Consider the following 23,935-nt stretch of genomic DNA (forward strand, 5'->3'; position numbering starts at 1 on the left):
GGCTTGGGCTAGTTCCAGCACACTGAGACGGTGCTGAGCGAGTTTTTGATTAGCATTCATTTTCTTGGTTTTATTCAAAGTTAAAAATACTAACTTTGTCAAGCAAGAAAGTTAAGAATACATTTAAAACCATCGGGCATTTCAGTGTGATAAGCACGGCCAGCAATACCAAGTGACGGTTCTATAAAAAGCCTATCTTTAAAGAGTTTAATATGATAGCCAACTCGAAACGTGTTGAATATAATGAAACCGTTACCCACCTTATTACCGTTGTCATTCACAAATGTTTGCCACATAGGCATTACGTGTACTGCTGCGTAAAGACCTTTCCAAAAATACCGTTGATAAGCAAGACCAATACCATACTCACGGATATTGCCCGGAAATCTTTCTTCCGGCTTTCCGTATGATTTGTTTAAAAAGGGGTTGATACCGAGTGGCCAGGAATGTTTCCAGGTTATTAGCTCAAGTGAAATTACATCTTTTCCTGTAATCCGATAGCCTACATTGAGTTGAGCGAAACCAGGAGGATTCACTTTATCAAAATTACCCAATAAAAATACCGTGCTCCCAACGAACCACCGTTTGTATGTGCTGTCTGTTTTGGCGTATTGTGCGTTGAGGTGGAGCGTACTTGTCATTAGGAAGACAAAACCGATGAATAAAATCTTCTTTTGCATTTCTTTCTGCTTATGTGAAACGGTACGGCAAAAGTAGATGGGCAATAGCCTTAAAACCGTTCACTTAAGTTAAGAAATGCAGTTACACCTTACTTTTTTCCAGAATTCTCGCTCGTAGTCGGCTTAAAGATTGAGGTTTAATGCCTAAATAGCTCGCTAGTTGGTGCTGTGGCACACGTTGAATAAGGTCTGGTCTTTTTTGTAGCAGGTTAAAGTATCGTTGTTCAGGGGAAGACGTTTTAAACGCGTCAAAGTCGATCCGTTGCTTGGCTAGAAGTTCCTCCGATAAGAGTTTGCACATGATGTCAAACTTTGGGAATTTACTATTCACTTCTGCTTCCATTTCCGTATTGGAAACGGTCAGTATCGTGTCTTCGACACAACTTACATAGTAGTCGGACGGCGTTTTGCTGATGACACAGGGAGGAGTCAACGCTTCCATTTCGGTGTAGAAAGCTGTTGTTTTTTCTTCACCATCGATGATGTAATAGGTCCGGATACAGCCTTTTAGAACAAAGTAACTATCTTTCGATTTTTGTCCTTCTTTGAGTAACGCCGTCCCTTTCTTTACCGAGCGAAAGATGTCCACAGAAACGATGGCGTTCTTCTCCTCTTCTGTCAGCGAAACGTATTTTGATATAAAGTCAAATAGGATGTCTTGCATTGGTTTTTAGGGGTAGTGTTTTCTGTGGTACTCGCCAATAATGTTCTGGTGCTTGGCGCAGTGGCTGATTTCGGAGCGCAATACTGTCGATACACTAAAAAGTTGATGCGATGTAGAATGTTCAGTTAACTATGTAAACCGCCATTGAACCAAATGCTTGTTAGCACCGGTTTTTTATTCCCATACTTTTTCAAATTTCAAGTTAAGGTCTGTCGGATGAGGATAGACAACAAAAATTGGTGTTTTTGGGAATTTTAATTCTTGAATTTCCAAAAGCATTTTGTATGCACTTTCATTCTCGTCAGGAATTTTGTGTCCAATGTAAATTGCTTTTATTGATTCTGGATAATATTCCATTTCACGGTCATCACAGTTTAATTCAGCTATAATTCTCCATTCTTTTTCATAACTCCAATGTTTAAATTTTGTAGTCAATATGTAGTGGTAAGCAAATGGAAAATCTTTATTAATTTTAACTGGTATTTCTGGATATATTACTCTTGTCAATGTGTGTCGAATTATTTCAGATCTATTAAGCTTAATATCGATTTTTTTACCGCAAAATTCAAGAGCAAAACCATTATAATTGTTCGTATAATGCGCCCACATCAGATGATTGTCAATAGTTTCAGAAAAAGAACAAACTCCTATATTATTGAAATTATTTCTTTTTACCGTTTTCATACTGTCTAACTCTATAATATCTTTGGCTAAGTTTATATTACAGTCAAAAGGGTCGTTAAATTGTCCTGGATTTGCTAAATGAAAGTACGACCTTAAAAGTCCATCGATACTATAAAGATTTAAAGGGAAATATTTGAACAGCTTGTCAGTACTTTTTGATAACAATTCTCCATGTTGATAATTGTCCCAGAGTTTAGTCTTGGAATTAAGTTTTAATTGGTATTCTCTGTCTATTATGAACTCATCCATAAAATTGGCGCTAACTCTTAAATGTACGAATGTTTTGCAATATTTTCCGCTGTTTTTTAATATTTAAAATTTTTAAATATATTATTTAGGGTAAATCTAATCTTTTCATTACCTCATTTTTTAGTTTCAACGCACCAAGCGTATCTTAATGTTGTCATAGGTTTGTCGGCACTCTTGTGTACACGCTAGCTTCACCTTCAGATCGTTGTGTCCCGGAAGCTCCTGAATAGTGTTGCTATCAGTGCGGTTTTTAACCAATAAGGAGCAACGCCAGGCCGCAGACCGTCGTAAATTCTACTATCCGAGCCGGGTGATTTCGGGCGCGCCATCGGTATCAATGGATAAACAAACCATTGCATCCAATGACAACCGAAACAACCAAAGCGGTTTACGCAACCGATCAGAACTGGGAAGATCTTCTTCAAAAACCGGGTGTGCTGCTCGTCGATTTTAGCGCCGAATGGTGCCCGCCCTGCCGCCGACTCGAACCCATTATCCACGAATTAGCCGGGGATTTCGCCGGTTCGGCGACCGTCGCCACCGTCGATGTCGAAATGAACCCCGCCGTGACCGCCCGCTACAACGTCCGGAACATGCCGACGATCCTAGTTTTCAAAGATGGCCAATTGGTCAACCGGCAGGTTGGTTTTGCGACGAAACCGGTATTGACTAACTTGATTGAGAGCAGTTTACCGCTCAGTTAAACGTTTCGACGCTGGCTTCGGCCGTGCCGTCGGGTCGGATCACCAGTTTGAAGAGATGCTGATAGTCCTCTTTGCCAATCTTTTTCAGCGGGGGAGTCGCTCCGGCGTTGCGGATGATGGGCAGAATGTTGTCGCCGTGGCCGCAGAACAGCAGCGTTTTGCCCTTTTCCCGCGTCAGAATCTGCCGGATGGCGTCGTAATCATGCCATTGATAGGTCTGTATCGTCAGGCTCCTGGCATCGGCAAGGGGCTTGACGGTGTTGATGTTCCGTTGAAAAGGTGTGCTGTAAACCGCGTCAAACTCCACCGAAGCCAACCGTTCGGCCAGGTGCTGCGCCCGAACCACGCCCGCCGGGGCCAGGGGCGGGTTGCTGTCTGTGGAGTCGGTTTGCACTTTTTCGGCGTGACGAACCAGGTAAACCGTCGTCGTTTGGGTGTTGTCAGATTGGCAGGCGGTGAAGCCCAGCCCGATCAACAGCGTCAGAAAAAGATAGATGCGTTTCATCGAAGTAACTAAGTTGATTTAACGAACGACAGCAATGACGGTCTGGTCTGGTTTTCGTTCTTCATTCGCCGATTTCAACACCGTATCCTGCTCCGCCAGCGCGCCGAAGACTTCCTGTTTGTCGCCGACGCCAAAACCGGTGCTGACATCGACCCACTCGGTTTTGCCGTTTTTCACCCGAATCACAAATTTGCGCTCCTGCGACGTAACCACCGCCGAGGGCGGCACCAGAAACGAGGAACCGGCACGGTTCAGGCCCAGTTTGGCGTCGGCAAACATCCCGGCTTTCAGTTCGCCGGAAGGGTTGTTCACGCGAAATTCCCACAATTCGGTGCGGGTTTGCGGGTCGATGGTTTCGGCTTTCCGGAAGAGTGTTCCGCTGAAGGTCCGGCCCGGAAACGCCTTGACCTGGAAGGCAAGCTGCTGGCTAGGCAACCGACTGCCGGTGAGCGCTTCCGGAATTGAAACCCGCAGCCGTAGGATCGCATTGTTTTCTATTTCTAGAATGGACTGCGTTGTGCCGACTAACGCGCCGGGATCGACGGTTCGCCGGGTGACGATGCCGGAAAACGGGGCCGTGATGGTCAGATACGCCTGTTGATCCCGTTGTGCCCGCAGGATTTGCTGGGCGGCCGTCCAGCCCGCGCTGTCGGCCCGCATCTGGTTCCGGGCGGCTTCGACTTCCCGCACGGAAACCGCTCCGGCGCCCTGCCGGGCGGCCGATAACCGCCGGTACAAATCCTGGCTGTTCTGGTAGCGAACCAGGGCGGTTTGGACATTGGCTTCCGTTTCGGCGACGCGGGCGACGAGTTCCGGCGCATCGACTACGGCCAATACCTGCCCCTGACGCACCCGGGAACCAATGTCCACCGAAATCCGGCGAAGGTAGCCCGGCACTTTGGCGAACAACTGCACCCGTTCCAGCGGCAGGAGTTCGGCGGGCAAAGTGACCTCTTTCTGAACGGATTCGGATTTTAAGACCAAAACCGGCACTGAGTCGGGCCGGCTGGGACTGGCCGAGGTGGTGGGGGTGTTGGTGGACGGGGCGTTGCAACCGAGCAGCCACCCCGTCAGGTACAACGAGCAAAAGAAGGTGATAGAACGGAATACGAACATGGCCGGTGAGTTAGAGAGACGGAAGCGTTGAATCATAGGATGAACTGGTCGGGTCACTCGGGTCGAGCGAGACGCTGTGGGCGTTTCGGCTACCAATCGCCCCTTGATACACCAGCGGCAACAGCAGGAGGGTTACGGGCGTCGAAATCAGCAAGCCACCGATGACGGCGATGCCGAGCGGGGCGGTTTGTTCACCACTTTCGCCCAGGCCGCTGGCCATCGGAATCATCCCGGCAATCATCGCCAGCGTGGTCATCAGAATCGGCCGGAGCCGGGTGGTCGCACCGGTTAAAGCCGCATCGCCGGGTGCCCGGAGTCGGACGGTTTCGGCATTGGTTACCAGTAAAATAGCGTTCGAAATGGCAACGCCCAGCGCCATGATGCACCCCATGAACGATTGAATATTCAGGGTTTGCCCGGTCAGCAACAGCAACCCCAGCGAACCGACCAACACCGCCGGAACCGTGGAGAGGGCGACCAGAGCGAGCCGGAACGACTGGAAATTGGCCGCCAGCAGCAGGAAAATGACACCAATCGCCAGCGCCAGGCCGGTTTGTAATTCGCCCAGCGTTTGGGCCAGCAATTCGGCCTGCCCGCGCAGGTTGATTTTCAGTCCTTTCGGCAACTCTCCCAAACCGGCAATCTGCTGCTGAATGTCGGAAACCGCCCGACCCAAATCCTGACCCTGGACGTTGGCGGTCAGGGTGACAAACCGTTGCTGGTTCAGCCGGTCGTACTCGCCGACGGTATTGACCCGCTTCCAGTCGGCCACTTCCCGCAGCGTGACACCCGCCGGGGAACGGTTGCCCGAAGCCGCCCGCCCGGACCGAATCAGCGTCTGTTCAATGGCTTCGGGCTGGGTCAGGAGGTAAGGCGGTATGTCGATCTGGACCTGATACGCGTTGCCCGCGGCCTGATCGATCCAGTAATTGGGTTGCACAAACCGGCTCGACGAGGTGGCCGTCACGAGCGACTGCCCGATTTCGCCCGCCGTCAGGCCCAGTTGTCCGGCCTTCACCCGATCGATGGTCACTTGCAGGCTCGGATAGTCCAACGGGGTTGTAATCTGCACATCGCGCAGGTAGGGAATGGCGTTCAGGCGTTGTTGCAGGCGGGTCGCCACCTGTCGGCCATCGGCCAGGTTTTTGCCGACTACCGCAATTTCGATGGGGTTCGTGGAGCCGAGGTTGATCACCTGATCGACCAGATTGCCCGGTTCGAACGATAACCGCAACGTCGGCAGCGTCCGGCGCATTTCATCCCGGAGCCGCTCGGCAAACTCGCGGTAGGGGACGGCCGATTGATTAGTCAGATTGACCTTCAAAACCGCTTCCTGCGGACCACTGGTCCAGAGGTAAATGGTGTTGATGGGGTAACTCGACGGCTGAGTTCCGACAAACGCCGACGAAATGGCGACTCCGCCCGGTCCGGCGATGGTGTGAATGGCGCTCAGAACCTGCTGCGTCGCGCTTTCGGTCCGTTCCAGTCGGGTTCCGGTGGGCAATCGTAGCCGTACCTGAAACTGGTTGGTATTGGCACGTGGAAAAATGTCGGTCCCCAATACGCTAAACAAAACCGCCGTCAGCAGAATAGCCACCAGCGTGTAAACCGGAATAATCCACCGTCGTTGGTTCAGCAAACCGCTTAAGCTGCGTTGAAACCGGGTCTGAAAACGCGAGAAGCGGCCTTCCCGGTGTTGCGTTGTCGTTTCGTTCAACCAATAGTTGGCTAAGATGGGCACCAGCGTCTGCGAAAGCAGAAATGACGCAATCATCGAAAAACCGACGGCCAGTGAGAGCGGTAGAAACAGGGCGTGGGGGACGCCCGTCATGAACAACGCGGGGACAAAAACCGCCAGGATGCTAAGCAAAATCAGGAGTTTTGGCCCGGCAATTTCGCGGCAGGCTTGCCAGATGGCCACAGATTTGGGTTGTCCTTCTTCCAAATGCCGGTGAATGTTTTCAATGGTTACTGTGGCTTCGTCCACCAGAATGCCGACGGCCAGGGCCAGCCCGCTCAGGGTCATGATGTTGAGCGTCTGGCCGGTTAGGTATAACCCGATCACGCCCGACAGAATCGCCAGTGGGATCGTCACGACCACGATAGCCGCGCTTCGGGCGTCGCGCAAAAACAACAGCACCATCAGTCCGGTCAGCAAAGCACCCAGACTGCCTTCGATCAGCAGGTTCTTCAACGCGTTGATCACATAGCCTGATTGATCGAATTCGTACGAAACCTTGATGTCGTCGGGAATGGCGGCCTGCATGTCGGGCAGGGCTTTCTTGACGGCCTGAACCACCTGCCAGGTGGAGGCATCGGCCCGCTTCGACACGTTCAGATACACCGAGCGTTTGCCGTTGATGAGCGCATAACCCGTCGTGATGTCTGAGCCTAATTCGACCCGCGCCAGATCCCGGACGTACACCGCTGGTCCGGAACCGGTTTGCACCGGGATGGTTTCCAACTCCCGGATGTTGTCGACCATCGTGTTGAGGGGCGTCGTCAGCGTTTGATCTCCGACCCGCAGGTTTCCGGCCGGGCTGACGGTGTTGCCTTTTGTAATGGCGGCAATTAGTTCATCGGGCGAGATGTTGTAACTCCGTAACCGTTCGGGATCGGCCCGGATCAGCACCGACTTCTGGTTGCCGCCAAACGGGGGCGGGGCCGAAACGCCGGGGAGCGTCGAGAACATCGGCCGGACTTTGAACAACGCCAAATCCTGAATTTCGCCCAGCGAGCGCGTATCGCAGGTAAAAACCAACTGCCCGACGGGCACGCTTCCGGCATCGTAGCGGGCCACAAACGGCGGCACGGTTCCGGGTGGCATGAACGCCCGCGATCGGTTGACATAGCCAACCACTTCGCCCATCGCCTGCGCCATGTCGGTGCCTTCGTGAAACTGGATTTTGACCAGCGAAACGCCCTGCACCGACTTGCTTTCTACGTACTTGACGCCGGTTACGTAGAGAAAATGGTATTCGTAATAGGACGTAATGAGCGCTTCCACCTGCTGGGGCGACAAACCGCCGTAGGGTTGGGCGACGTAGATGGTCGGCAGGCTGAGATTGGGGAAAATATCGATGGGCATTTTCCGGATCGTCAGCACCGACGCGCCCACGAGGCCAATCAGGGCCACCAGCACGGTAATGGGTCGGCGAAGGGCCTGTTGAATGAGTCGAAGCATGGGTTACAGGGCCTGAAGAAAAGGGGTTAGGGTTCCGGTTGCGTAGGATTCAAGCAGCAAACTCCGCCAGACAGCGAGCACGGCGGCTTTTTGGTCGGTTTCGGCTCGCAGCAGGGTGTACTGGGCCTGAAGAACGTCGGTTAGATTGACCAAACCGGAACGGTACCGCAGTTCCAGACCCGTCAGGGCCTGCCGGGCTGCTGCCACTTGCCGGGGCAGTTGTCGGGCCACGGCTTCGGCCTGCTGGCGGAGTAGTGTCGCCGACCGACGCTGGCTGCCGAGCGTCAACTGGGTTTGGGCCAGTTGCTCGGCAGCGGCCCGAATCCGGAAATCCTGTTGCGTGAGCAGAGCCGACCGTTCGGCACCCCGGAGTAAAGGCCAGGCCAGGTGGACCCCCGCGCCGTAGTTGTACCGGCTGAAGAGCAGCCCGTCGGCAAACTGTACGTCGCCCCGGTAATCAATGCCGGAGCCCCGCGCGTAGGCCGTCCCCCAGAAAGTCAGTTTGGGCCGGTATTGATGCCGAATCTGGTCGATGCGGGCGGTTTCGACGGAAATCCGACTTTGGAAAATCCGTTCGGTCGGGTGGGGTCCGTCCGTGGGTGCTGTCGCTGAGGCCGGTGTTCGGGTCAAGAGTAAGGTGTCGGTCAGGATCAGGGCGGTATCGGGTCGGGCCAGCCACTCGGCTAGCCGGATTCGGGCGGCTTCGGCCTGCGCCCGGGCGTTGATCTGCTCGGTTTCAGCCCGCGAAAGCTCGGTGACCGTCAGCGCCGTATCGACTTCAGGGCGTAATCCCTGGACAACCAGCGCTTTCACCTGCCGCAGCAGCGAATCGACCCGGGCGGTATTTTGGGCGGTTATTTTGACCAACTCCTGTCCGAGCAGCGCGTCCAGATACGCTCCGGCGGTGGCGACCTGAATGCGCAGTTGCTCGTCGGTTTCCTCGGCCAGCCGGGCGTTCAGCTCCGCTTCGGCCACCGCCAGCCGGCTATCGAGCGCGCCAAACGTAAACGGCGACCAGTTCAGCAAGCCGCCGAGGGCTGTGCCGGTGACCGGCGAAAAGTTGTTGCCGGTGGAGGGCGGTCCGCTGATCGGCAGGATTCCGGTGGGATAGAACATCCCGGTCAGGTTGTTGTACGTCGCCACGTTGGCTTGGGCGGTGGCATCCAGGGTCGGGAGCCGGGCGGTTTTCAGAATCCGGCTTTGCTGCCGGGCGGCTGCGGTTTCATACTGCCGGGCTTTCAGGGAAGGAGAACGTTGGAGATAGTCCTGTACCAGCAGCCGCAGTTGGGAGGGCGGTTGGGCCAGCAAGGGGCACAAACTCAGCAGCCAACCCAGGCCAGTCAGGAGACGTTTCAGAGGTACAGAAGGGGGCACGGGTGTTTTTGGGTTATCATCAGGAATACCGGCCACAAATTTATCGGGATAAAGCCTAGTGAAATGGTATGGATTAGCTTGTCTTTGGTATATTTGAAAACTAAACCTAAATTCCGGCTATTTAAAACCGCTCATGGCATTCGACTCCGTCAGTCCGTTTCTGCTCAAAAGCAAGCTGGAAACCCCAGCCTTGTTCAAACTTTCCCGGTTTAAGGAAGTCATTAAGCGGACAAAACCGCACCAGCACGATGGTTATTTTGAACTGATTGTTTTGCTGGAAGGAGCCGGTTTTCACTGGGTCGATACGCAACTGATTCCGATTGCACCCCCGATGGCGTTCTTTTTGTCGCCCGGCCAGGTGCATTGCTGGCAACTGACGGCCATTCCGAAAGGGTATGTGTTGCTGTTTCGGCCCGATTTCATCGACCCGTTGCATAGCCCGGATTTGTATCCGCTGGTGCAGCAACTGGAGCAAGACCGGGAAGTAATGTTGACCGATACCGTTTCGGTGACGGATTTACTGACGGCGATCGAGAAAGAATACCAGACCCCCACGCGGCATTCGCCGGTGGTGTTGCGCGGGTTGACGCAGGTATTGCTGGCCCGGATTCTGGAGTTTCGGACGAGTGAGGCCCCGGTTCGGACGGGCCGGGAAGCGGTTTTTCGGCGGTTTACGGACTTGCTGCGAAAACCGGTCAACCAGACCATGCGGGTGTTTCATTTTGCCGAACAACTCGGCGTTTCTCCCCAGCACCTGAATGCGATCTGTCGGCGGGTCAGCGGTCGGTCGGCCAGCGAACTGATTACGCATCAGGTTATTCTGGAAAGCAAGCGCCATTTGCTCCATACCGACCAGACCATCACCGAAATTGCCGACCGGCTTTGCTTCAGCGACCCGTCGCACTTTGTGAAGTATTTCAAAAAAAAAACGGGCCATACGCCCGTCGCTTTCCGAAAAATGAATGGGTATTGACGACGATCAGACTTCCATGACCAGCAGAATGGCGTCGTTGGACAGCGCTTCGAATTCCAGTTCGTCCACCGGCCGGAGTGCCAGCCCGTCGCGGGGGTGAAGCAGGCGGTTTTGTACTTCAAAGGCTCCTTCAATCACAAAGACAAACACCTGTTTTTCGATCCGGCAAGGCGAGTAAATTCCTTCCTGCCGACCGCCGTACTTGCCGATCAAAACCGGGTGTTCGAGCCGGTTTTGATCGGCAAGTACCGGAAGCAACTGGTTGCGGTTGTTCAGGTCGAACGATGTTCGTTGAAACAGTTTTGAATCTTTCTGGACGGGTTTTTGCCAGATTTGCAGAAAGTTAACGGTCTCGGTTTCAAACGGGTTGACGATAAAATACGCCTGTTCCGGATAGGCCGTAAACCGGAGCGCATCGCCAGCTCCCAGAAAAACCGTCTCGCTTAAACCGTATACCAACTCAATGCCGCCCACGACTGGAATCAGGGTGACTTCGGTCGGTTCCGTCACGGTCAGGGTATGGCTTTTTCCGGCCAGTAACGTATCGTCGTGCAGCCCCTGCAGCGTCCCGAACGGCTGGCGGCTTTCGGGCTGGTAAGCTTCAAAGGCAAAGGTGTGAAAGCTTCGATAATCGGCGGATTGCGTCCGGCCCCGCTGATCAGCCAGGTAAATTTGTACTTGCGTTTGAATAGTCATACGAGTTGGTGGCGGTTCAGGCTTCCACCACGATTGCCCAGGTCAGGACATAACCGGCTGAGGGACTGCCTGTAACGACCGACATGTTGGTGGTTGTACCATCGCTAAACACATTGTCTCGGGCATTGGTGGTGTCGGCCTGCCCGTGGCTGGCGTAGACGCCCTGAGCATACACCACTTTGCTGATGTCTTCCGGAAAGGCAATCTGCGAAACCTTCAGTGATGTACCCGTGGCGTTGTACACATGAACGTGAATATGGGTTGCCCGGCCCGAATACCAGCCCGGGTAAATACTCGTAAAGGTTACCAAACCGTTACTGTCGGAAACCTGACGTCCGCGCAGAAAATGAACACTCTGGTAATTGGTCGACTGCATCTGTGTACCGCCGTATTCGGAATAATTCCCGGCTGCATCACAATGCCAGATGTCGACCAGCGCACCGGCAAGCCCTGCGCAACTGTTGTTTTTGTTTTGTACGGTGATGTTGATGGTCAGCTTTGTGCCTTGCCGGTCGGAAGTAATGTCGGATGTTACCAGACTGGCGGGCGTTTTCGTCGGGAAGGGGCCTTCGGTTTCGTTCGAGGTAACCGTACAACTGCCGGTGCTGGTCCCGGTGCCCGTGGTGGTGTCGGTGGTCGAAGCCGGTTCAACGGCGTCTTCGGTTGTGCAGGAGGTGAGCATGGGGGCGATGGCGGCAATGCCGAGGGCCGAAAAACTCCGTTTCAAAAATTCTTTGCGTTCCATAAGCAGGTTTACTTGTGCGTAGCGTGAAAACAGCGATGGTGTTTTCTACTAGATCGTTGGCGAGCCGGTTTTCGTTGCGTGGCCCCGGTATTTAGCGGTAAACCAGATGAATTTGTCGGCGAATGATGGTGAGAAACCAACGAGTACGATCGGCACCCCGGCCCGGTTAATCGGTTGAAATAAAGCCGAGCCAGGGTTTCATTCTCTGGTATTCCTGTTTTATGGTTTGTTCCAGCAATGGACTCCGGGCAATTAGCTCCTGCATGGCCTGCCGGGTAATCGTGCGGTTTTCGGGCGTATCCTCCAGCGGAGCCAGCCGGTTTTGCAGACTCCGAACTTCCTCCATAAAGCTGGAATCGTGACGGTATTCCTGCCAGTCCCGACTCATCGTTGCAAACCAGACGGCCTGGTGGCTAAAAGCTTCGACAAGCGGCTGGTTAGCTACTTCGCTTCGGTCGTTACTCAGATTAAGTTGATAAACAACGTGTTGATCATCAATGAGCTTAATGCTTCCAAAAATGCGGGATGACAGTTTTAGGAGCGTGGTGTAGGAAATGGCCGGTTTGGGCGGAGCCGTGTAATCGTTGATGCGGATGCCTTTGGCTTCCAGATAATAAGCGGTCATGTCCAGAAAATGCCGGTTCAGTAGAGTGTCGTTTTGCATAGCCCGGTGCAGGGCACTGTTCAAACGGGCGAGGGTATCTTTCAGATAGGCCTGTTGTTCAAGCTTCGTTTTTGACGAGAGGTTGACTTCTCGACTGGCTACCGTTTCAGGAGGAAAAGCGGAATAGCGCCCGAACAAATAACTAACGTAGAAGGCATTCCGGTTGTACAAATCGGCCAGAACGTGCTGGTCAGGCAGGGTGTCCAGCACCGGCGTCAACAGATACCGGCCGTCGCCGAGCGGAATTTCCTGAAATTTGGTCAACAGCGGGAGTTGTTCCCGAATGCGCTGCTTCGTCCAGAGCTGGCAAAAACCGGGTTGGTCGAATAGAAGTAAAAGACCCAGGGTAAGGACTAAACGGTTCATCCTGATCTGTCGTGAGTTCAGGATGAAAGATAGGAAACCAATCTTCTGATTCAGACTCTGTTAACAAACTTTAACAGACGTTTTTAGAAAAACAGGGAGTGGTTAATTCGTCAGATTTACTTCTTTTCCCGCCTTCAGCACGAGCTTGACCTTGGATAGGGTTTGCGGGAAGTTCGTTTCAAAATCACCGTCAAAAACAACCAGGTCGGCTTTCATTCCGGGTTTGAGAACACCGGTTTGCTCCGAAATCCCGAGCACTTTAGCCGCATTGTACGTGGCCATTTGCAAAACCGTCGTTACCGGAATGTTGGCTTCCTGATACGATAGCAGCACGTCCATAGCGCCCGCGCCCCGGTTCAGATTTGGAATGTTGTTGTAATAATCCGAACCGGCTACCAGCCAGATGCCTTTTTTATGCGCCCGTTGCAGCCGGTCGTGAAAACCGGTGAGTGCCTGCTTCAGGTACTCTTCGCCTTCCGGGCCTTTCATCCCGACGGCGGCTACCCGGATGCGCCCCTGTGTCCACGACGGATCGGTCGGAACGAGGTAGGTGCCGCGTTGCGCCATGAGCGACAAGGTGCTGTCGGACAGAGTGTAACCGTGTTCGATTCCATCGACACCGGCCAGCACGGCATCGCGCGCCGATTCGTCGTAGGTGGCATGGGCCGTTACCGGAATTTTGTTCTGGTGAGCCGTCGCAACAATGGCTTTGATCTCTTCCGGAGCCAGCACCCGGTTGTCGGTATTCATGCAAACCTTGATCACACTGACCCCGCGCCGGATGTGCTCCAGCACGGCGGTTTTGGCATCATCGGCCCCACGAATCACGCGGTATTCCTGATTAATCAGAAAGCTATCGGCTGGATACAAACGGCCAAACTGCCCGCCCGGCGGACTCAGAATCGGTCCGGAACCGTATAATTCCAACGCCGGTTTTCCAGACTTCGCGAGTCGGTTTTTTAGTTCAAGATCCAGAAACTGACCCGAATTACCCAAGTCGCGGGCGGTCGTAAAACCGACCCGTAGGTAATCGTCGGCAAAAGCCAGCGCTTTGCTCAGTCGCTCGGTGGCCGGAATCTTGGAGGCTACGGCCATCGCCTGCTCGTCGAAAAGCTGATTGAGCAGGAGGTGCGTGTGGGCGTCGATCAACCCCGGCGTAACGGTTCCGCTCGGCAGGTCGATGACACGCACGTTTCGGGGCCGTTTCAGCTTCGTTCCGACGGCCACAATTTTATCATCGACAACCAGAATTTCCTGATTGGTCAAAAAAACGTTTTTTTCGGCATCGTATAGCTTACCCGCCCGAACCAGCAGGGCGGTTTTCGGGGATTGGGCCGGGGCCGAAAAGAAAGCAAGAAGGAGGGGTAGGAGGAATAGGGAACGCATGAAATTGGAATTAAGACGGGGCCGCCCGTGCGGTTATGAATTAAGAGTTAAGAGTTGGCTGACGCAGCGCTACAATTCATAACCGCACGGGCGGCCCCGTCTTAATTCATTTATCGCAGTGATCGGACAAAACGGCGCATGGAATCGCGGTAAACCTGTTCGGAAAGTTCGAGTGATTGCCGGTCGCGGAGCAACATGGCGAGCGTAATCATACCGTGCGACAGCGACCACCACTCGTAGTACAGTTTTTGAATGCTTTCCTGCGATTTGGGAATGAAGGTGAAAATAATTTCGCGAATCAGGGCACTGAGCGCTTCCATTTCGCTGGATTCGCAAACCGGGCGGGTGCAGTAGGCGCCATTGAGGTTATACATGACCTGGTAGATCTCGGGCTGACCAAGGGCAAACTGCCACTGCGCAACCGACATTTCGAACAGGCGTTTCTCCGGATCGCGGTATATTTTTTTGATTCGTTCGTATTCTGACCGGAGCTCGCGAAAGCCGTCGTTGCGGATTTCATCGAGCAAGATATCTTTACTATCGAAGTATTCGTAAACAATCGGGGCACTGTAGTCGATGGCATCGGCAATTTTACGAATTGACACGGCCTGCCAGCCTTCCCGGCGAGCGATGTCCTTAGCGGTCAGCACAATACCGGAGCGGGTTTGCTCGCGGTTGCGTTGTTTGCGCTCAAGTGTCTCCATTCGGTTATCGTCAAGTTAACAGTGTTAAATTGGCGTTAAACTACACATAAGTCCCCAAAACGTCTAATGAAATGGTAGTTATTCTTTAAAATATTCAATACAAGCAGTAAATAGTGAACATAACATATTCTTTTTGAGAAGCTTATCGAATAACCTTCCCGACTGCTTCAACGGGTTCTTTTCTTAGCAACCAATAGCAGACGTTCATCGCCGACCAAGAATTCTGAACCATCTAGATTTCCGAACAATTCCGAAATGGTCAGACCCGCTTCCTGAAACAGCCGTTGTAATTCGGCCACCGTATAAACATAGTGTTCCGAATGGCGTTCAACCCGTTGATTTTCCCGCAGATACGTCAGGTGGGCCCGGATGCAACTCGTCCGAACGTCGTATTCATTTTCCACCAGAAAGGTGATGTCACCCACCTGCATCCAGGATCGTTCCTGAAAATCTGGCAAGACACTTTCGGCCACCAGCGCGGTGTCAGCGACAAACCGCCCACCCGGTTCCAGCAGTCCGGCGACTTTTCGCAGAAACGTCTGCATGGTATTGTGCGGGAAAAAGCTGAAACTGTTGCCCATGCAGTAAGCGGCCTGAAAACCGCCTTCCAATTCAACCGCTAAAAAATCTCCGGCCCTGGCTTCAATGGGTAATCGTTCGCGTTGGGCGGCCGTTTGCAATTCCTGAATCGACTCGGTGGCTATATCAACGCCGGTTACCGCACAGCCGGATCGGGCCAGTTCGAGGGCGTGCCGACCGTATCCGCAAAAAATATCGAGCACACGCTGCCCGGGCCGGAGTTCGAGCATATCCAGTAGAAAATCGCATTCGAGTTCGGTTTGCTCGTCGGTCTGGGCGGTTTTCCAGGCTTCCTGAACCAGCCCATTAAAAAAGTTGTCGTACCACATCAGGAGTTAAGAATTATGAGTTATGAATTAAGAGTTAAGAATTAAGAGTTAAGAGTTATGACGGGGCCGCCCGGCGGTTGCGCTGCGGCTAGTGAATGCGTCAGCCAACCGCCGGGCGGCCCCGTCATAACTCTTAATTCATAACTCATAATTCTTTTATTTTTGGAGTTAAAATTCTTAAATCCATTCATGCAAACCTATTGGGGGATTGATCTGGGCGGTACGAAAATCGAGGGTGTGGTGTTGTCGGCGCCTTCACCCGATGCCGTCGTTGTTCGCAAGCGCATTGATACAGAGGCCGATAAAGGCTATGGCCACATTATCAGTCAGATAACTAAACTGGTCGGATTACTGAAGGCCGAAACCGGTTACCAGCCTGAGCACATCGGTTTCGGGACGCCCGGCACCTTCGATCCGGCCCGCCAGGTGATGAAAGGTTGTAACACAACCTGCCTGAATGGGATGCCGTTGCCGCAGGATCTCGAAAAGACGCTGGGCGTTCCGGTGTCCATCGCCAACGACGCCAACTGTTTTGCCCTGGCCGAGGCTACGATGGGCGCAGTTCCGGAGGTAACCCCGGACTTTCGCGTGGTTTTCGGCGTCATTATGGGTACCGGCGTTGGGGGGGGCGTGGTTTTGCGCGGGAAAGACGGCCAATCCTTTGTGCAGAACGGCTTGCAGGGCATCGGCGGGGAGTGGGGTCACATTATCCTCGAAGAGAATGGCTACCCGTGTTACTGTGGCAAACGGGGTTGCAACGAGCAAGTGTTTTCGGGACCCGCCCTGCAACGGTTTTACCAGGATCTTAGCGGAGAAAGCCGGAAGCTGAAAGAGATTGTCGAGCGCCATGATGCGGGCATCGATCCGTACGCAACGCAAACCATCAACCGGTTGTTAGAGAACTTTGGCCGAGCCATTTCGGTCATTATCAACGTGCTGGACCCCGACGCCATCGTGCTCGGCGGGGGCGTTGGCAACATTGACCTGCTGTACACGGAAGGCGTCGAACGCGCCAAAAAATACGTCTTCAACGAAGGCCAACTCAACACCACGTTCCTCAAACCCAAACTCGGCGACAGTGCCGGTGTCTTCGGCGCAGCGCTTTTATGAGTTAAGAATTAAGACGGGGCCGCCCGTGCGGTTAAGAATTAAGAGTTGGCTCCGCCGTTTCCTGTAAAGTGGCGGAGCCAACTCTTAACTCTTAACCGCACGGGCGGCCCCGTCTTAATTCTTAACCGAATTGTCTCCTCCGTCTTTGACGTCGTCGTTGTTGACGGATTTTTTCCGGCGTTGGGGTTGGTCGAAGCTCATTTTACCGATCCGGTAGCTGAACGTCAGGCGAACCCCCCGGTTGTAGAAGTAATTGGTATTGCTTTGCAGGAACGTGGGCGAGGTAAGCTCCGTGCGTAGTTTAATTTGGTTTGACAGGAAGTTTTCGCCCGCCAGTCCGAGGCTGCCCCGGGTTTGTCCTTTGTCATCTTTAAAGTCTTTCTTGATGCCCAGGCTGTAGAAGCCAAAACCGGTCTGATAACCCTGCAACTGCACACTGCGGCCCTGCATAAACCCAAAACCCTGGATACCCCAGCCTTTTTTCAGCGACAGGTTCGTAAACAGGCGACCGGTGACGACCCAGCCGGAATTGCTGGCGTTGAGCGTCGGCGTCGGGCTGTTGTTGGTGATGTAAGAGTAATACGCATCCGTACCGCCCCCGATCTGCCACTTGGAGAACAGGTTCAGGTTCCCGAACAGGTTGATCCCATAGTTCTCCTTGCGGCCGATATTCTGATACGTGGTGGTAATGACCCCATCCTGGCTGGTTGTCCGGACGTTTTCGATGGAATTGTTCGTCCGGCGGGCAAACAACGAGACGTTTAGGTAAGCTTTCTTGATGCTGGCGCTGGTACTGAGTTCAACGTTGTCGGTCAATTCCGGTTCTAGAAACGGGTTCCCGAAGGTGATGTTTTGGGGGTTGGCCGCATTCACGTTCGGGTTCAGAAACTGAATCCCGGGGCGTTGCAACCGCCGGTTGTAGGCGATCTTGACAATTTTTCCACCCTTCAACGCCTTCGAAATGTTGATGCTGGGGACGAGGTTACCGTAATCCGGGATGTTGATGGCCTGCCCCGGCGTTTCGGCCCGGAAGTTGGCGTCAATCATCGTGTATTCATACCGCGCCCCGGCTTTGATCGTGTATTTGGTCTTGGTGGTATAGGTGTACGACAAATACGTAGCGGCTACGTTCTGGTTGTAATCAAGTCCGTTGTTGGGACGTAGCGGGTTCGGACCGTATTCGCCGTTGGGGCCTTCCGAGACATAATATTCGTAATCGCTGTCGACTTGCCGGAAGATGCCTTTCCCCCCAACTTCAAGCTGCTGATTGGTTTTGATGGGTGTCTGGTAATCAATCTGAATTGTTGATTCCTGGTTGTAGCTCAGGTTGTCGTTGCGGTCCCGGCCGGTGATGATTGCAGTATTACCAAACAGGTCGGCTTCGTAGTCGTTCGTCCGGTTATTACGGCTGAACTGCGTCAAGATGCTTAGTTCCTGCTGCGGCTTAAACGTGCGGGTGTAATCGACGTTCAGGTCGACGGTGCCGGAGAGGTTCTTGATGTCGACATCGCGCCGGGAGGTTTCGCTGGGGACCAAACCTCCCGGGAAGAAAACCGTTGCCAGGTTCTGCGAAGTTTTTCCGTTTTGAGCGCCGTACCGCAACGAGGCCGTCAGGCTTTGGTTTTTGGCAATGTCGTAATCGAAACCCAGTTGGTAATTGCCAAAAATAAACTGGTTTCTGGTGTCGGCCGTTTGGCGGGTTTCGGTCGTGACTCCCTCGAAAAGACTGCGTTGAGTATTCTCAAAACCGCCTTTGATGTTGTAATTGGCCCGGCCAAAACCGCCCAGGGAGAAGCCCATTTTTCCGGCGCGGTAGTTCCCGTTCAATCCCAGGTTCGAGCCCCGGTTTCCGACACCCGCGTCCATGTTCAGCGTCAGTCCCTGAAGGGTGTTCTTTTTCGTAATGATGTTGATGATACCGGCTGAGCCTTCGGCATCGTACTTGGCGGAGGGCGAGGTGATGACTTCTACCGACTTGATCATATCCGCCGGAATCTGCTTGAGCGCATCGCCCACGCTGGCGGCCACAATGGTCGACGGTTTGTTGTTAATCAAGACCCGAACATTGGAACTTCCACGCAGCGATACGTTCCCATCGAGATCCACTGAAAGCATCGGTACCTTCCGCATCACTTCGGCAGCGTCGCCACCCCGGTTGGTCACGTCCTTGTCGGCATTGTAGACCAGTCGGTCAACCTTTTCTTCCAGAACCGCAGCCTGGCCTACCACATTCACTTCGTTCAACGTCCGGACGTCAGGCGCCAGGGCGATGTTGCCGACGTTAATATCGGTCCCTTTTTCAATTTTCAATTTGCCGGTTTCCTTGTTTCGATACCCCAAAAACGACACCTGAAGCCGGTATTCGCCGGGTGCCAGTTTGGTCAGCGCAAATTTCCCTTTTTCATCGCTCGTCGTTCCGTCGACCGGCTTGCCGGTTTGGACATTGAGCAGCGCAATGGTCGCAAACTCGACCGGTTTGCTGGTGGTCGAATCGACCAGAATGCCCGTGATTTTTCCGTTCCCGCGCGGGGCGTCGGGGTTGACGGTGCCCGGAATAGCCGGTGCTGGTCGGGTAGCACCCTGTGGGGGACCAGCAGGAGGCTGGGCAAGCGAAAGCGTCGTGCAGAGAATAATAATAAAAAGTATAAAATATTTCATAATTTTAAGATGGTTGTATTCAAGAGGGAAGAAATTGACGGGTTAAATTGAACTATACAAAGATATTGCTAACTTCAAACAATAAGACAAGTGCATCGGTCATAGTTCGTCTAGTAATGGCGGAACGGTAAAATCAGACCTTTAAATGGTACGGGGACAGGATGAATGGAGAGGGCTAGCGGGTTGCTTTATCAACCACCTGCAAAATTACTGAAAGGCGGTTCAACGGCTGGTTTTCGATAAACAGGGGTTTAACCAGCTAGGCTACCGGTTCTTTGGGGCAGAAAAAAGGAGAATTTAATAAACGATGGGCAACGAGCTCAGACTTTCAGTTGATCTAACTCGTGCAAATCTTCTCTCAATGCTTTGCCGTGGGTATCTTCAAAAACGTTGAGCAGCCAGCGGGCCGCCCCGTAAATGAGCAGAATGAGGGTCAGTTGCATTCCCAGAAACAAGGCTACTTTTGTTGGGCCATACGTTTCGAACTTCCGGGCTACCATCGAGACGCCGAACAGAAAACCGGCCAGCATGCATAGCATCCAAACCCGCGATAGGGTGGCCTGGGCCCGCTCGTGCCAGTGCAAAACCGTTGTCAGGCTATCGTAAAGGTTCTGCTGATTCAGGGTCACGCGGCTGAGGGCGCGCCGAGTCCGAACAACAACCGCCAGGGCAACTGTTGCCAGACCGATGTACAGAACCGACGGTATGTACATATACCAGCTTGTGTAGTCGAAGGCGTTGCCCAGGATGGCGGCAGTAAAGAATAGAAGCACCGCCGTCATGATGATTCCGGCCCGTTGCAGGCTGCGGGCCATGTTGGCTAAAGTTCCTTTCGAGCGGTCTTTGATCATCAGCCTGATCATTTGTTCACTCAGTCGTTGGCTTGACCGGATTTTTTCGTCGTAGGCTTGCCAGGTAGCTTTTAATTCGTCGAGGTTCATGAGTCTTTTTTTAACGGGTTGTCGATTTGAGTAATTTTTCGAGCTTGGTTTTGATGCGGTTTAGTTTCACCCCGACATGGGTTTTTGAAATGCCGATGATGGCGGCCATTTCTTCGTAACTTTTATCGTCCAGGTACAGCGTGATCACCGCTTTTTCGATGGGCGACAGATGCTCGATGGCAGCATACAACGCTTTCACCTCATCCGCCAGCGTATCGTCGCTCAGGTCCGGAATCTGAAGGTCGGAGTCGGAAAAAGGAACGGCCTGCACCCGAACGGTCTTGCGTCGGTAATTCGAGATGGCGGTATTCAGGGCAATCCGGTACAGCCAGGTCGTCACGCTCGATTCGTGTTTGAACGTTGGATACGCTTTCCAGAGTTGCAGCACGATTTCCTGGAAAAGATCTTCGCGGTCTTCCGGTTTTGGGCCGTACAAGGAGCAGACTTTGTACAACAGGCCGGGGTGCTGGTTCAATAAGCGAACAAATTCCTTTTCCATCGCAGCGCGTTTGAGTGCTTTCCCGGTATTAGTCGCAGGAAACGGGGAAATATTACAACCAGACTGAAAAAAATAGGAGAGGAAACCAAACCGGATGGAAGCGGTTTAGACGGTACAACGCTTTATCCGATGAAAACCAACCCCAAAGCATTTGATTATTCGCTGAATTACCGGGAATTAAACCTGCGCGAACGACCGGAACTCTACCGCGTGGGCAAGGGCGAACAGGGTGTATTGCTCGTGCAGCCGTACAAATCCGAAATTTTGCCCCTCTGGCGGTTCAAAACCCCGGACATTGCCCGGCAATCGTCGGAGAAAATCTACGAATTGTTTCTGGACTATAAGGCGAAAGGCGATTTTGTCGGGATGGATATGGCCCGGAAATTCCTGCAAATGGGCGTCACACGCGCCCGGCGTTACGCCAACCACCGCACCGGACAAAAATACGACGGCCCGGTTCCGGCCGATCAGAAAGGCCGCAGCGGGAGCCACGGCCGCGATACCTTACCGCTCGACACCGACCCTACGAAAGCCGAAAGTGCCTCTATCTTCCGCGAAAAATACCTCCTCGCCCGCGAAGACCCGGATTACAAACGGCTACGGAAGGAATGGCAGGAAAAGTATGGCTAAACGTACCCACGGACTTTAGTCCGTGTGAGCCAGCCCATCATTAAGTTGATACCAACTATTAGACCATATAAGCTCACACGGACTAAAGTCCGTGGGTACGCGCGTCAGCCAACTCTTAACTCATAACCGCACGGGCGGCCCCGTCTTAATTCTTAACTCATTTCCCTTGTGCTTCGACGACGGCGATGGCGACCATGTTGACGATCTCTCGCTCGGAGCTGCCGAGTTGCAGGACGTGAACCGGTTTGCGGAGGCCAAGCAGAATCGGGCCGATGGCGTCGATGCCGGCCGACTCAGTCAGGAGGTTATAGGCAATGTTCGAGGCTGCGAGGTTGGGGAAAATCAGGGTGTTGGCTCCTTCGTCGACCAACTTGCTGAACGGGTGGTTTTGCTTCAGCAACTCCGTGTTGAAGGCCAGGTGCGCCTGAATTTCGCCATCCACGATCATTTCCGGGTGTTTCCGTTGCAGAATTTCGACGGCCTGGTTCATCTTCTGGGCGTCTTCGCCTTTGGCGCTGCCGAAGTTGGAGTAGGAAACCATCGCAATCCGGGGCTTGATGTTAAACCGTTCGACGGCCCGGGCGGTCAGCTCTGTAATTTCGACAATTTCATCAACTGTCGGGTTGAAGTTGACGGTTGTATCCGAGAAAAACAGCGGCCCGCGCTTGGTCAGCAGGATGTACATCCCGGCTACCTTTTTTACCCCGGCTTCCTTCCCGATGACCTGCAAGGCCGGTCGAATCGTGTCGGGGTAATTGCGCGTCAGACCCGAAATCACGGCGTCGGCATCGCCCGCTTCCACCATCATGACGCCGAAGTAATTCCGGTAGTACATCTGTTTGGTCGCTTCGGTGGCATTAACGCCTTTGCGTTTCCGCTTCTCATAATACAGTTCGCTGAACTTTTGAATCAGTTCGTCCTGCTCCGGCGCGCGTGGGTCCAGAATCGGAACAGTGCCCAGATCCAGGTTATTTTCGGTGATCAGCGCCTGAATCCGGCTGACCTCGCCGAGCAGAATCGGGAAGGCGATGCCCTCGTCGCGGACCTGCTGGGCGGCTTTCAACACCCGCAGGTTTTCGGCATCGGCAAACACCACCCGTTTCGGGTCGGATTTGGCTTTGTTCAGAATCACCCGCGAAATCTGATTGTCCTGCCCCAGACGCCGGTCGAGCTGGTGTTCGTAGGCTTCCCAGTCGGTGATTGGGTGTTTGGCGACGCCCGATTCGATGGCGGCTTTGGCCACGGCGGGAGCGACCGTACTGAGCAGACGCGGATCGACCGGTTTGGGAATAATGTACGTGCGGCCAAACATCAGGTTGGCCTCGCCATACGCCAGGTTGACCAGATCCGGGACGGATTTTTTAGCCAGATCGGCCAGGGCATGCACGGCGGCCAGTTTCATAGCCTCGTTGATTTCCGTGGCCCGCACGTCGAGCGCACCCCGGAAAATGAACGGGAAGCCCAGTACGTTGTTAACCTGGTTAGGATAATCCGAGCGGCCCGTCGCCATAATAATGTCCGGGCGGGCTTCAATGGCTTCCGGATAGGAAATTTCCGGTGTCGGGTTCGCCATCGCAAACACAATGGCGTCTTTGGCCATCGAACGAACCATGTCCTGCGAAACCACATTCCCTTTTGATAAGCCAATGAACACGTCGGCATCTACCATGGCTTCTTCGAGCGTACGCAGGTCGCGGCTGGTGATAAACTTGCTCTTGCGGTCGTCGAGGTCGGTGCGGTCGGCGCGAATCACGCCTTTGCTGTCGCACATCACGAAGTTTTCAACTCTCGCGCCCAGTGCAATGTATAGTTTAGAACAGGAAATGGCCGAAGCTCCGGCTCCATTGACCACGATTTTAACGTCTTCAATCTTTTTTCCGACAATTTCGAGCGCGTTGAGCAAAGCAGCCGCCGAGATGATGGCGGTTCCGTGCTGGTCGTCGTGCATGACCGGAATATTGAGTTCGCGTTTCAGGCGCTCTTCAATTTCGAAGCATTCCGGCGCTTTGATGTCTTCCAGATTAACCCCGCCAAATGTCGGTTCCAGAATCTTAACGGTGCGAACAAATTCGTCGACGTTCTTGGTATTGAGTTCAATATCGAAAACGTCAATGTCGGCGTAAATCTTGAATAGCAGCCCTTTGCCCTCCATCACCGGTTTTCCGGCTTCGGGGCCAATATCGCCCAAACCAAGCACGGCGCTTCCGTTGCTGATCACGGCGACCAGGTTGCCTTTGGCCGTGTATTTGTAAACATCTTCGATGTTTTCGGCGATGGCGAGGCAGGGTTCGGCAACGCCCGGGGAATAAGCCAGCGTCAGGTCACGCTGGGTGTTGTACTCTTTGGTAGGAACGACTTCGATTTTACCCGGGCGCCCCTTGGCGTGGTATTCAAGAGCGTCTTCCCGGCGAATTTTTTTTTCCATAGACAAATGCTGGTCAGGGGTAACAGATGGTAGTAATAGACCCAACTGGGCTGCAAGGTAAGAAAAACGC

General features: G+C 53.3%; 21 protein-coding genes. 4 read left to right on the forward strand and 17 right to left on the reverse strand.

What is annotated here, in order from left to right; all coding sequences use genetic code 11:
* Positions 1-98: 98 nt before the first annotated feature.
* The 3 genes from ACO2Q8_RS28240 to ACO2Q8_RS28250 form a co-directional block, all read right to left on the reverse strand.
* Positions 99-680: a hypothetical protein gene (locus tag ACO2Q8_RS28240; protein ID WP_423348258.1), complete on the reverse strand. Its 582-nt coding sequence runs from the start codon at positions 678-680 to the stop codon at positions 99-101.
* Positions 681-762: 82 nt separating this feature from the next.
* Positions 763-1,344 carry a Crp/Fnr family transcriptional regulator gene (locus ACO2Q8_RS28245; protein WP_423348259.1) on the reverse strand — a complete coding sequence of 194 codons (582 nt, stop codon included), beginning with the start codon at positions 1,342-1,344 and terminating at the stop codon, positions 763-765.
* A 174-nt stretch (positions 1,345-1,518) separates the two neighbouring features.
* Positions 1,519-2,277: a DUF2971 domain-containing protein gene (locus ACO2Q8_RS28250; protein WP_423348260.1), complete on the reverse strand. Its 759-nt coding sequence runs from the start codon at positions 2,275-2,277 to the stop codon at positions 1,519-1,521.
* A 362-nt stretch (positions 2,278-2,639) separates the two neighbouring features.
* Between ACO2Q8_RS28250 and ACO2Q8_RS28255 the strand changes: the two genes are divergently transcribed.
* The gene (locus ACO2Q8_RS28255; protein ID WP_423348261.1) at positions 2,640-2,981 is read left to right on the forward strand and encodes a thioredoxin family protein; all 342 of its coding nucleotides are present in this window, start codon (positions 2,640-2,642) and stop codon (positions 2,979-2,981) included.
* On the opposite strand, the gene ACO2Q8_RS28260 is transcribed toward ACO2Q8_RS28255, so the two are convergent.
* The 4 genes from ACO2Q8_RS28260 to ACO2Q8_RS28275 are packed head-to-tail and all read right to left on the reverse strand — an operon-like array spanning position 2,974 to position 9,160.
* Positions 2,974-3,486 (reverse strand): histidine phosphatase family protein, encoded by a 513-nt coding sequence (locus ACO2Q8_RS28260; RefSeq protein WP_423348262.1) that lies wholly within the window; start codon positions 3,484-3,486, stop codon positions 2,974-2,976. The two genes, ACO2Q8_RS28255 and ACO2Q8_RS28260, sit on opposite strands and share 8 nt — an antisense overlap.
* Positions 3,487-3,504: 18 nt before the next feature.
* Positions 3,505-4,638 carry an efflux RND transporter periplasmic adaptor subunit gene (locus tag ACO2Q8_RS28265; RefSeq protein ID WP_423348263.1) on the reverse strand — a complete coding sequence of 378 codons (1,134 nt, stop codon included), beginning with the start codon at positions 4,636-4,638 and terminating at the stop codon, positions 3,505-3,507.
* Positions 4,613-7,786, reverse strand: coding sequence for an efflux RND transporter permease subunit (locus ACO2Q8_RS28270; protein ID WP_423348264.1), 3,174 nt, complete (start codon positions 7,784-7,786; stop codon positions 4,613-4,615). The genes ACO2Q8_RS28265 and ACO2Q8_RS28270 overlap by 26 nt, the downstream gene beginning before the upstream one ends.
* Positions 7,787-7,789: 3 nt before the next feature.
* Complete coding sequence (locus ACO2Q8_RS28275; protein WP_423348265.1) at positions 7,790-9,160, reverse strand: TolC family protein; 1,371 nt, start codon at positions 9,158-9,160, stop codon at positions 7,790-7,792.
* Between the two features lie 133 nt (positions 9,161-9,293).
* Between ACO2Q8_RS28275 and ACO2Q8_RS28280 the strand changes: the two genes are divergently transcribed.
* Positions 9,294-10,133 carry an AraC family transcriptional regulator gene (locus ACO2Q8_RS28280; RefSeq protein ID WP_423348266.1) on the forward strand — a complete coding sequence of 280 codons (840 nt, stop codon included), beginning with the start codon at positions 9,294-9,296 and terminating at the stop codon, positions 10,131-10,133.
* Positions 10,134-10,139: 6 nt separating this feature from the next.
* On the opposite strand, the gene ACO2Q8_RS28285 is transcribed toward ACO2Q8_RS28280, so the two are convergent.
* From ACO2Q8_RS28285 to ACO2Q8_RS28310, 6 genes are all read right to left on the reverse strand, one after another.
* Positions 10,140-10,829, reverse strand: a complete 690-nt coding sequence (locus tag ACO2Q8_RS28285) for a hypothetical protein (RefSeq protein WP_423348267.1) — start codon at positions 10,827-10,829, stop codon at positions 10,140-10,142.
* 16 nt (positions 10,830-10,845) lie between these two features.
* Positions 10,846-11,574, reverse strand: coding sequence for an intradiol ring-cleavage dioxygenase (locus ACO2Q8_RS28290; RefSeq protein WP_423348268.1), 729 nt, complete (start codon positions 11,572-11,574; stop codon positions 10,846-10,848).
* A gap of 166 nt (positions 11,575-11,740) precedes the next feature.
* A complete protein-coding gene (locus ACO2Q8_RS28295; protein ID WP_423348269.1) occupies positions 11,741-12,604 on the reverse strand; it encodes a hypothetical protein in 864 nt (287 codons plus the stop codon).
* Between the two features lie 102 nt (positions 12,605-12,706).
* Positions 12,707-13,990, reverse strand: coding sequence for an amidohydrolase family protein (locus tag ACO2Q8_RS28300; RefSeq protein ID WP_423348270.1), 1,284 nt, complete (start codon positions 13,988-13,990; stop codon positions 12,707-12,709).
* Positions 13,991-14,100: 110 nt separating this feature from the next.
* On the reverse strand, positions 14,101-14,694 hold the full coding sequence (locus ACO2Q8_RS28305; RefSeq protein WP_423348271.1) for a TetR/AcrR family transcriptional regulator: 594 nt from the start codon (positions 14,692-14,694) through the stop codon (positions 14,101-14,103).
* Between the two features lie 167 nt (positions 14,695-14,861).
* Positions 14,862-15,602 (reverse strand): methyltransferase domain-containing protein, encoded by a 741-nt coding sequence (locus ACO2Q8_RS28310; RefSeq protein WP_423348272.1) that lies wholly within the window; start codon positions 15,600-15,602, stop codon positions 14,862-14,864.
* A 189-nt stretch (positions 15,603-15,791) separates the two neighbouring features.
* Here ACO2Q8_RS28310 and ACO2Q8_RS28315 point away from each other — a divergent pair, with 189 nt between their 5' ends.
* The gene (locus tag ACO2Q8_RS28315; protein WP_423348273.1) at positions 15,792-16,712 is read left to right on the forward strand and encodes an ROK family protein; all 921 of its coding nucleotides are present in this window, start codon (positions 15,792-15,794) and stop codon (positions 16,710-16,712) included.
* A 114-nt stretch (positions 16,713-16,826) separates the two neighbouring features.
* Here ACO2Q8_RS28315 and ACO2Q8_RS28320 read toward each other — a convergent pair whose 3' ends face one another.
* From ACO2Q8_RS28320 to ACO2Q8_RS28330, 3 genes are all read right to left on the reverse strand, one after another.
* Complete coding sequence (locus ACO2Q8_RS28320; protein ID WP_423348274.1) at positions 16,827-19,370, reverse strand: TonB-dependent receptor domain-containing protein; 2,544 nt, start codon at positions 19,368-19,370, stop codon at positions 16,827-16,829.
* Positions 19,371-19,690: 320 nt separating this feature from the next.
* A complete protein-coding gene (locus ACO2Q8_RS28325; RefSeq protein WP_423348275.1) occupies positions 19,691-20,311 on the reverse strand; it encodes a hypothetical protein in 621 nt (206 codons plus the stop codon).
* A gap of 10 nt (positions 20,312-20,321) precedes the next feature.
* A complete protein-coding gene (locus tag ACO2Q8_RS28330) occupies positions 20,322-20,810 on the reverse strand; it encodes an RNA polymerase sigma factor (protein WP_423348276.1) in 489 nt (162 codons plus the stop codon).
* 129 nt (positions 20,811-20,939) lie between these two features.
* Between ACO2Q8_RS28330 and ACO2Q8_RS28335 the strand changes: the two genes are divergently transcribed.
* On the forward strand, positions 20,940-21,440 hold the full coding sequence (locus ACO2Q8_RS28335; RefSeq protein WP_423348277.1) for a DUF4385 domain-containing protein: 501 nt from the start codon (positions 20,940-20,942) through the stop codon (positions 21,438-21,440).
* 157 nt (positions 21,441-21,597) lie between these two features.
* Here the strand turns inward: ACO2Q8_RS28335 and ACO2Q8_RS28340 are convergent, their stop codons facing one another.
* Positions 21,598-23,865 carry an NADP-dependent malic enzyme gene (locus ACO2Q8_RS28340; RefSeq protein ID WP_423348278.1) on the reverse strand — a complete coding sequence of 756 codons (2,268 nt, stop codon included), beginning with the start codon at positions 23,863-23,865 and terminating at the stop codon, positions 21,598-21,600.
* Positions 23,866-23,935 lie beyond the last annotated feature (70 nt).

This window comes from Larkinella sp. VNQ87 (assembly GCF_049445795.1).
Classification (GTDB): Bacteria; Bacteroidota; Bacteroidia; order Cytophagales; family Spirosomataceae; genus Larkinella.

Coding starts and splice junctions, on each gene's coding strand:
- ACO2Q8_RS28335 (WP_423348277.1), top strand. CDS start 20,940: ATGAAAACCAACCCCAAAGCATTTGATTATTCGCTGAATTACCGGGAA.
- ACO2Q8_RS28320 (WP_423348274.1), bottom strand. CDS start 19,370: ATGAAATATTTTATACTTTTTATTATTATTCTCTGCACGACGCTTTCG.
- ACO2Q8_RS28280 (WP_423348266.1), top strand. CDS start 9,294: ATGGCATTCGACTCCGTCAGTCCGTTTCTGCTCAAAAGCAAGCTGGAA.
- ACO2Q8_RS28315 (WP_423348273.1), top strand. CDS start 15,792: ATGCAAACCTATTGGGGGATTGATCTGGGCGGTACGAAAATCGAGGGT.
- ACO2Q8_RS28285 (WP_423348267.1), bottom strand. CDS start 10,829: ATGACTATTCAAACGCAAGTACAAATTTACCTGGCTGATCAGCGGGGC.
- ACO2Q8_RS28310 (WP_423348272.1), bottom strand. CDS start 15,602: ATGTGGTACGACAACTTTTTTAATGGGCTGGTTCAGGAAGCCTGGAAA.
- ACO2Q8_RS28290 (WP_423348268.1), bottom strand. CDS start 11,574: ATGGAACGCAAAGAATTTTTGAAACGGAGTTTTTCGGCCCTCGGCATT.
- ACO2Q8_RS28295 (WP_423348269.1), bottom strand. CDS start 12,604: ATGAACCGTTTAGTCCTTACCCTGGGTCTTTTACTTCTATTCGACCAA.
- ACO2Q8_RS28245 (WP_423348259.1), bottom strand. CDS start 1,344: ATGCAAGACATCCTATTTGACTTTATATCAAAATACGTTTCGCTGACA.
- ACO2Q8_RS28240 (WP_423348258.1), bottom strand. CDS start 680: ATGCAAAAGAAGATTTTATTCATCGGTTTTGTCTTCCTAATGACAAGT.
- ACO2Q8_RS28250 (WP_423348260.1), bottom strand. CDS start 2,277: ATGGATGAGTTCATAATAGACAGAGAATACCAATTAAAACTTAATTCC.
- ACO2Q8_RS28305 (WP_423348271.1), bottom strand. CDS start 14,694: ATGGAGACACTTGAGCGCAAACAACGCAACCGCGAGCAAACCCGCTCC.
- ACO2Q8_RS28270 (WP_423348264.1), bottom strand. CDS start 7,786: ATGCTTCGACTCATTCAACAGGCCCTTCGCCGACCCATTACCGTGCTG.
- ACO2Q8_RS28255 (WP_423348261.1), top strand. CDS start 2,640: ATGACAACCGAAACAACCAAAGCGGTTTACGCAACCGATCAGAACTGG.
- ACO2Q8_RS28265 (WP_423348263.1), bottom strand. CDS start 4,638: ATGATTCAACGCTTCCGTCTCTCTAACTCACCGGCCATGTTCGTATTC.
- ACO2Q8_RS28300 (WP_423348270.1), bottom strand. CDS start 13,990: ATGCGTTCCCTATTCCTCCTACCCCTCCTTCTTGCTTTCTTTTCGGCC.
- ACO2Q8_RS28260 (WP_423348262.1), bottom strand. CDS start 3,486: ATGAAACGCATCTATCTTTTTCTGACGCTGTTGATCGGGCTGGGCTTC.
- ACO2Q8_RS28330 (WP_423348276.1), bottom strand. CDS start 20,810: ATGGAAAAGGAATTTGTTCGCTTATTGAACCAGCACCCCGGCCTGTTG.
- ACO2Q8_RS28325 (WP_423348275.1), bottom strand. CDS start 20,311: ATGAACCTCGACGAATTAAAAGCTACCTGGCAAGCCTACGACGAAAAA.
- ACO2Q8_RS28340 (WP_423348278.1), bottom strand. CDS start 23,865: ATGGAAAAAAAAATTCGCCGGGAAGACGCTCTTGAATACCACGCCAAG.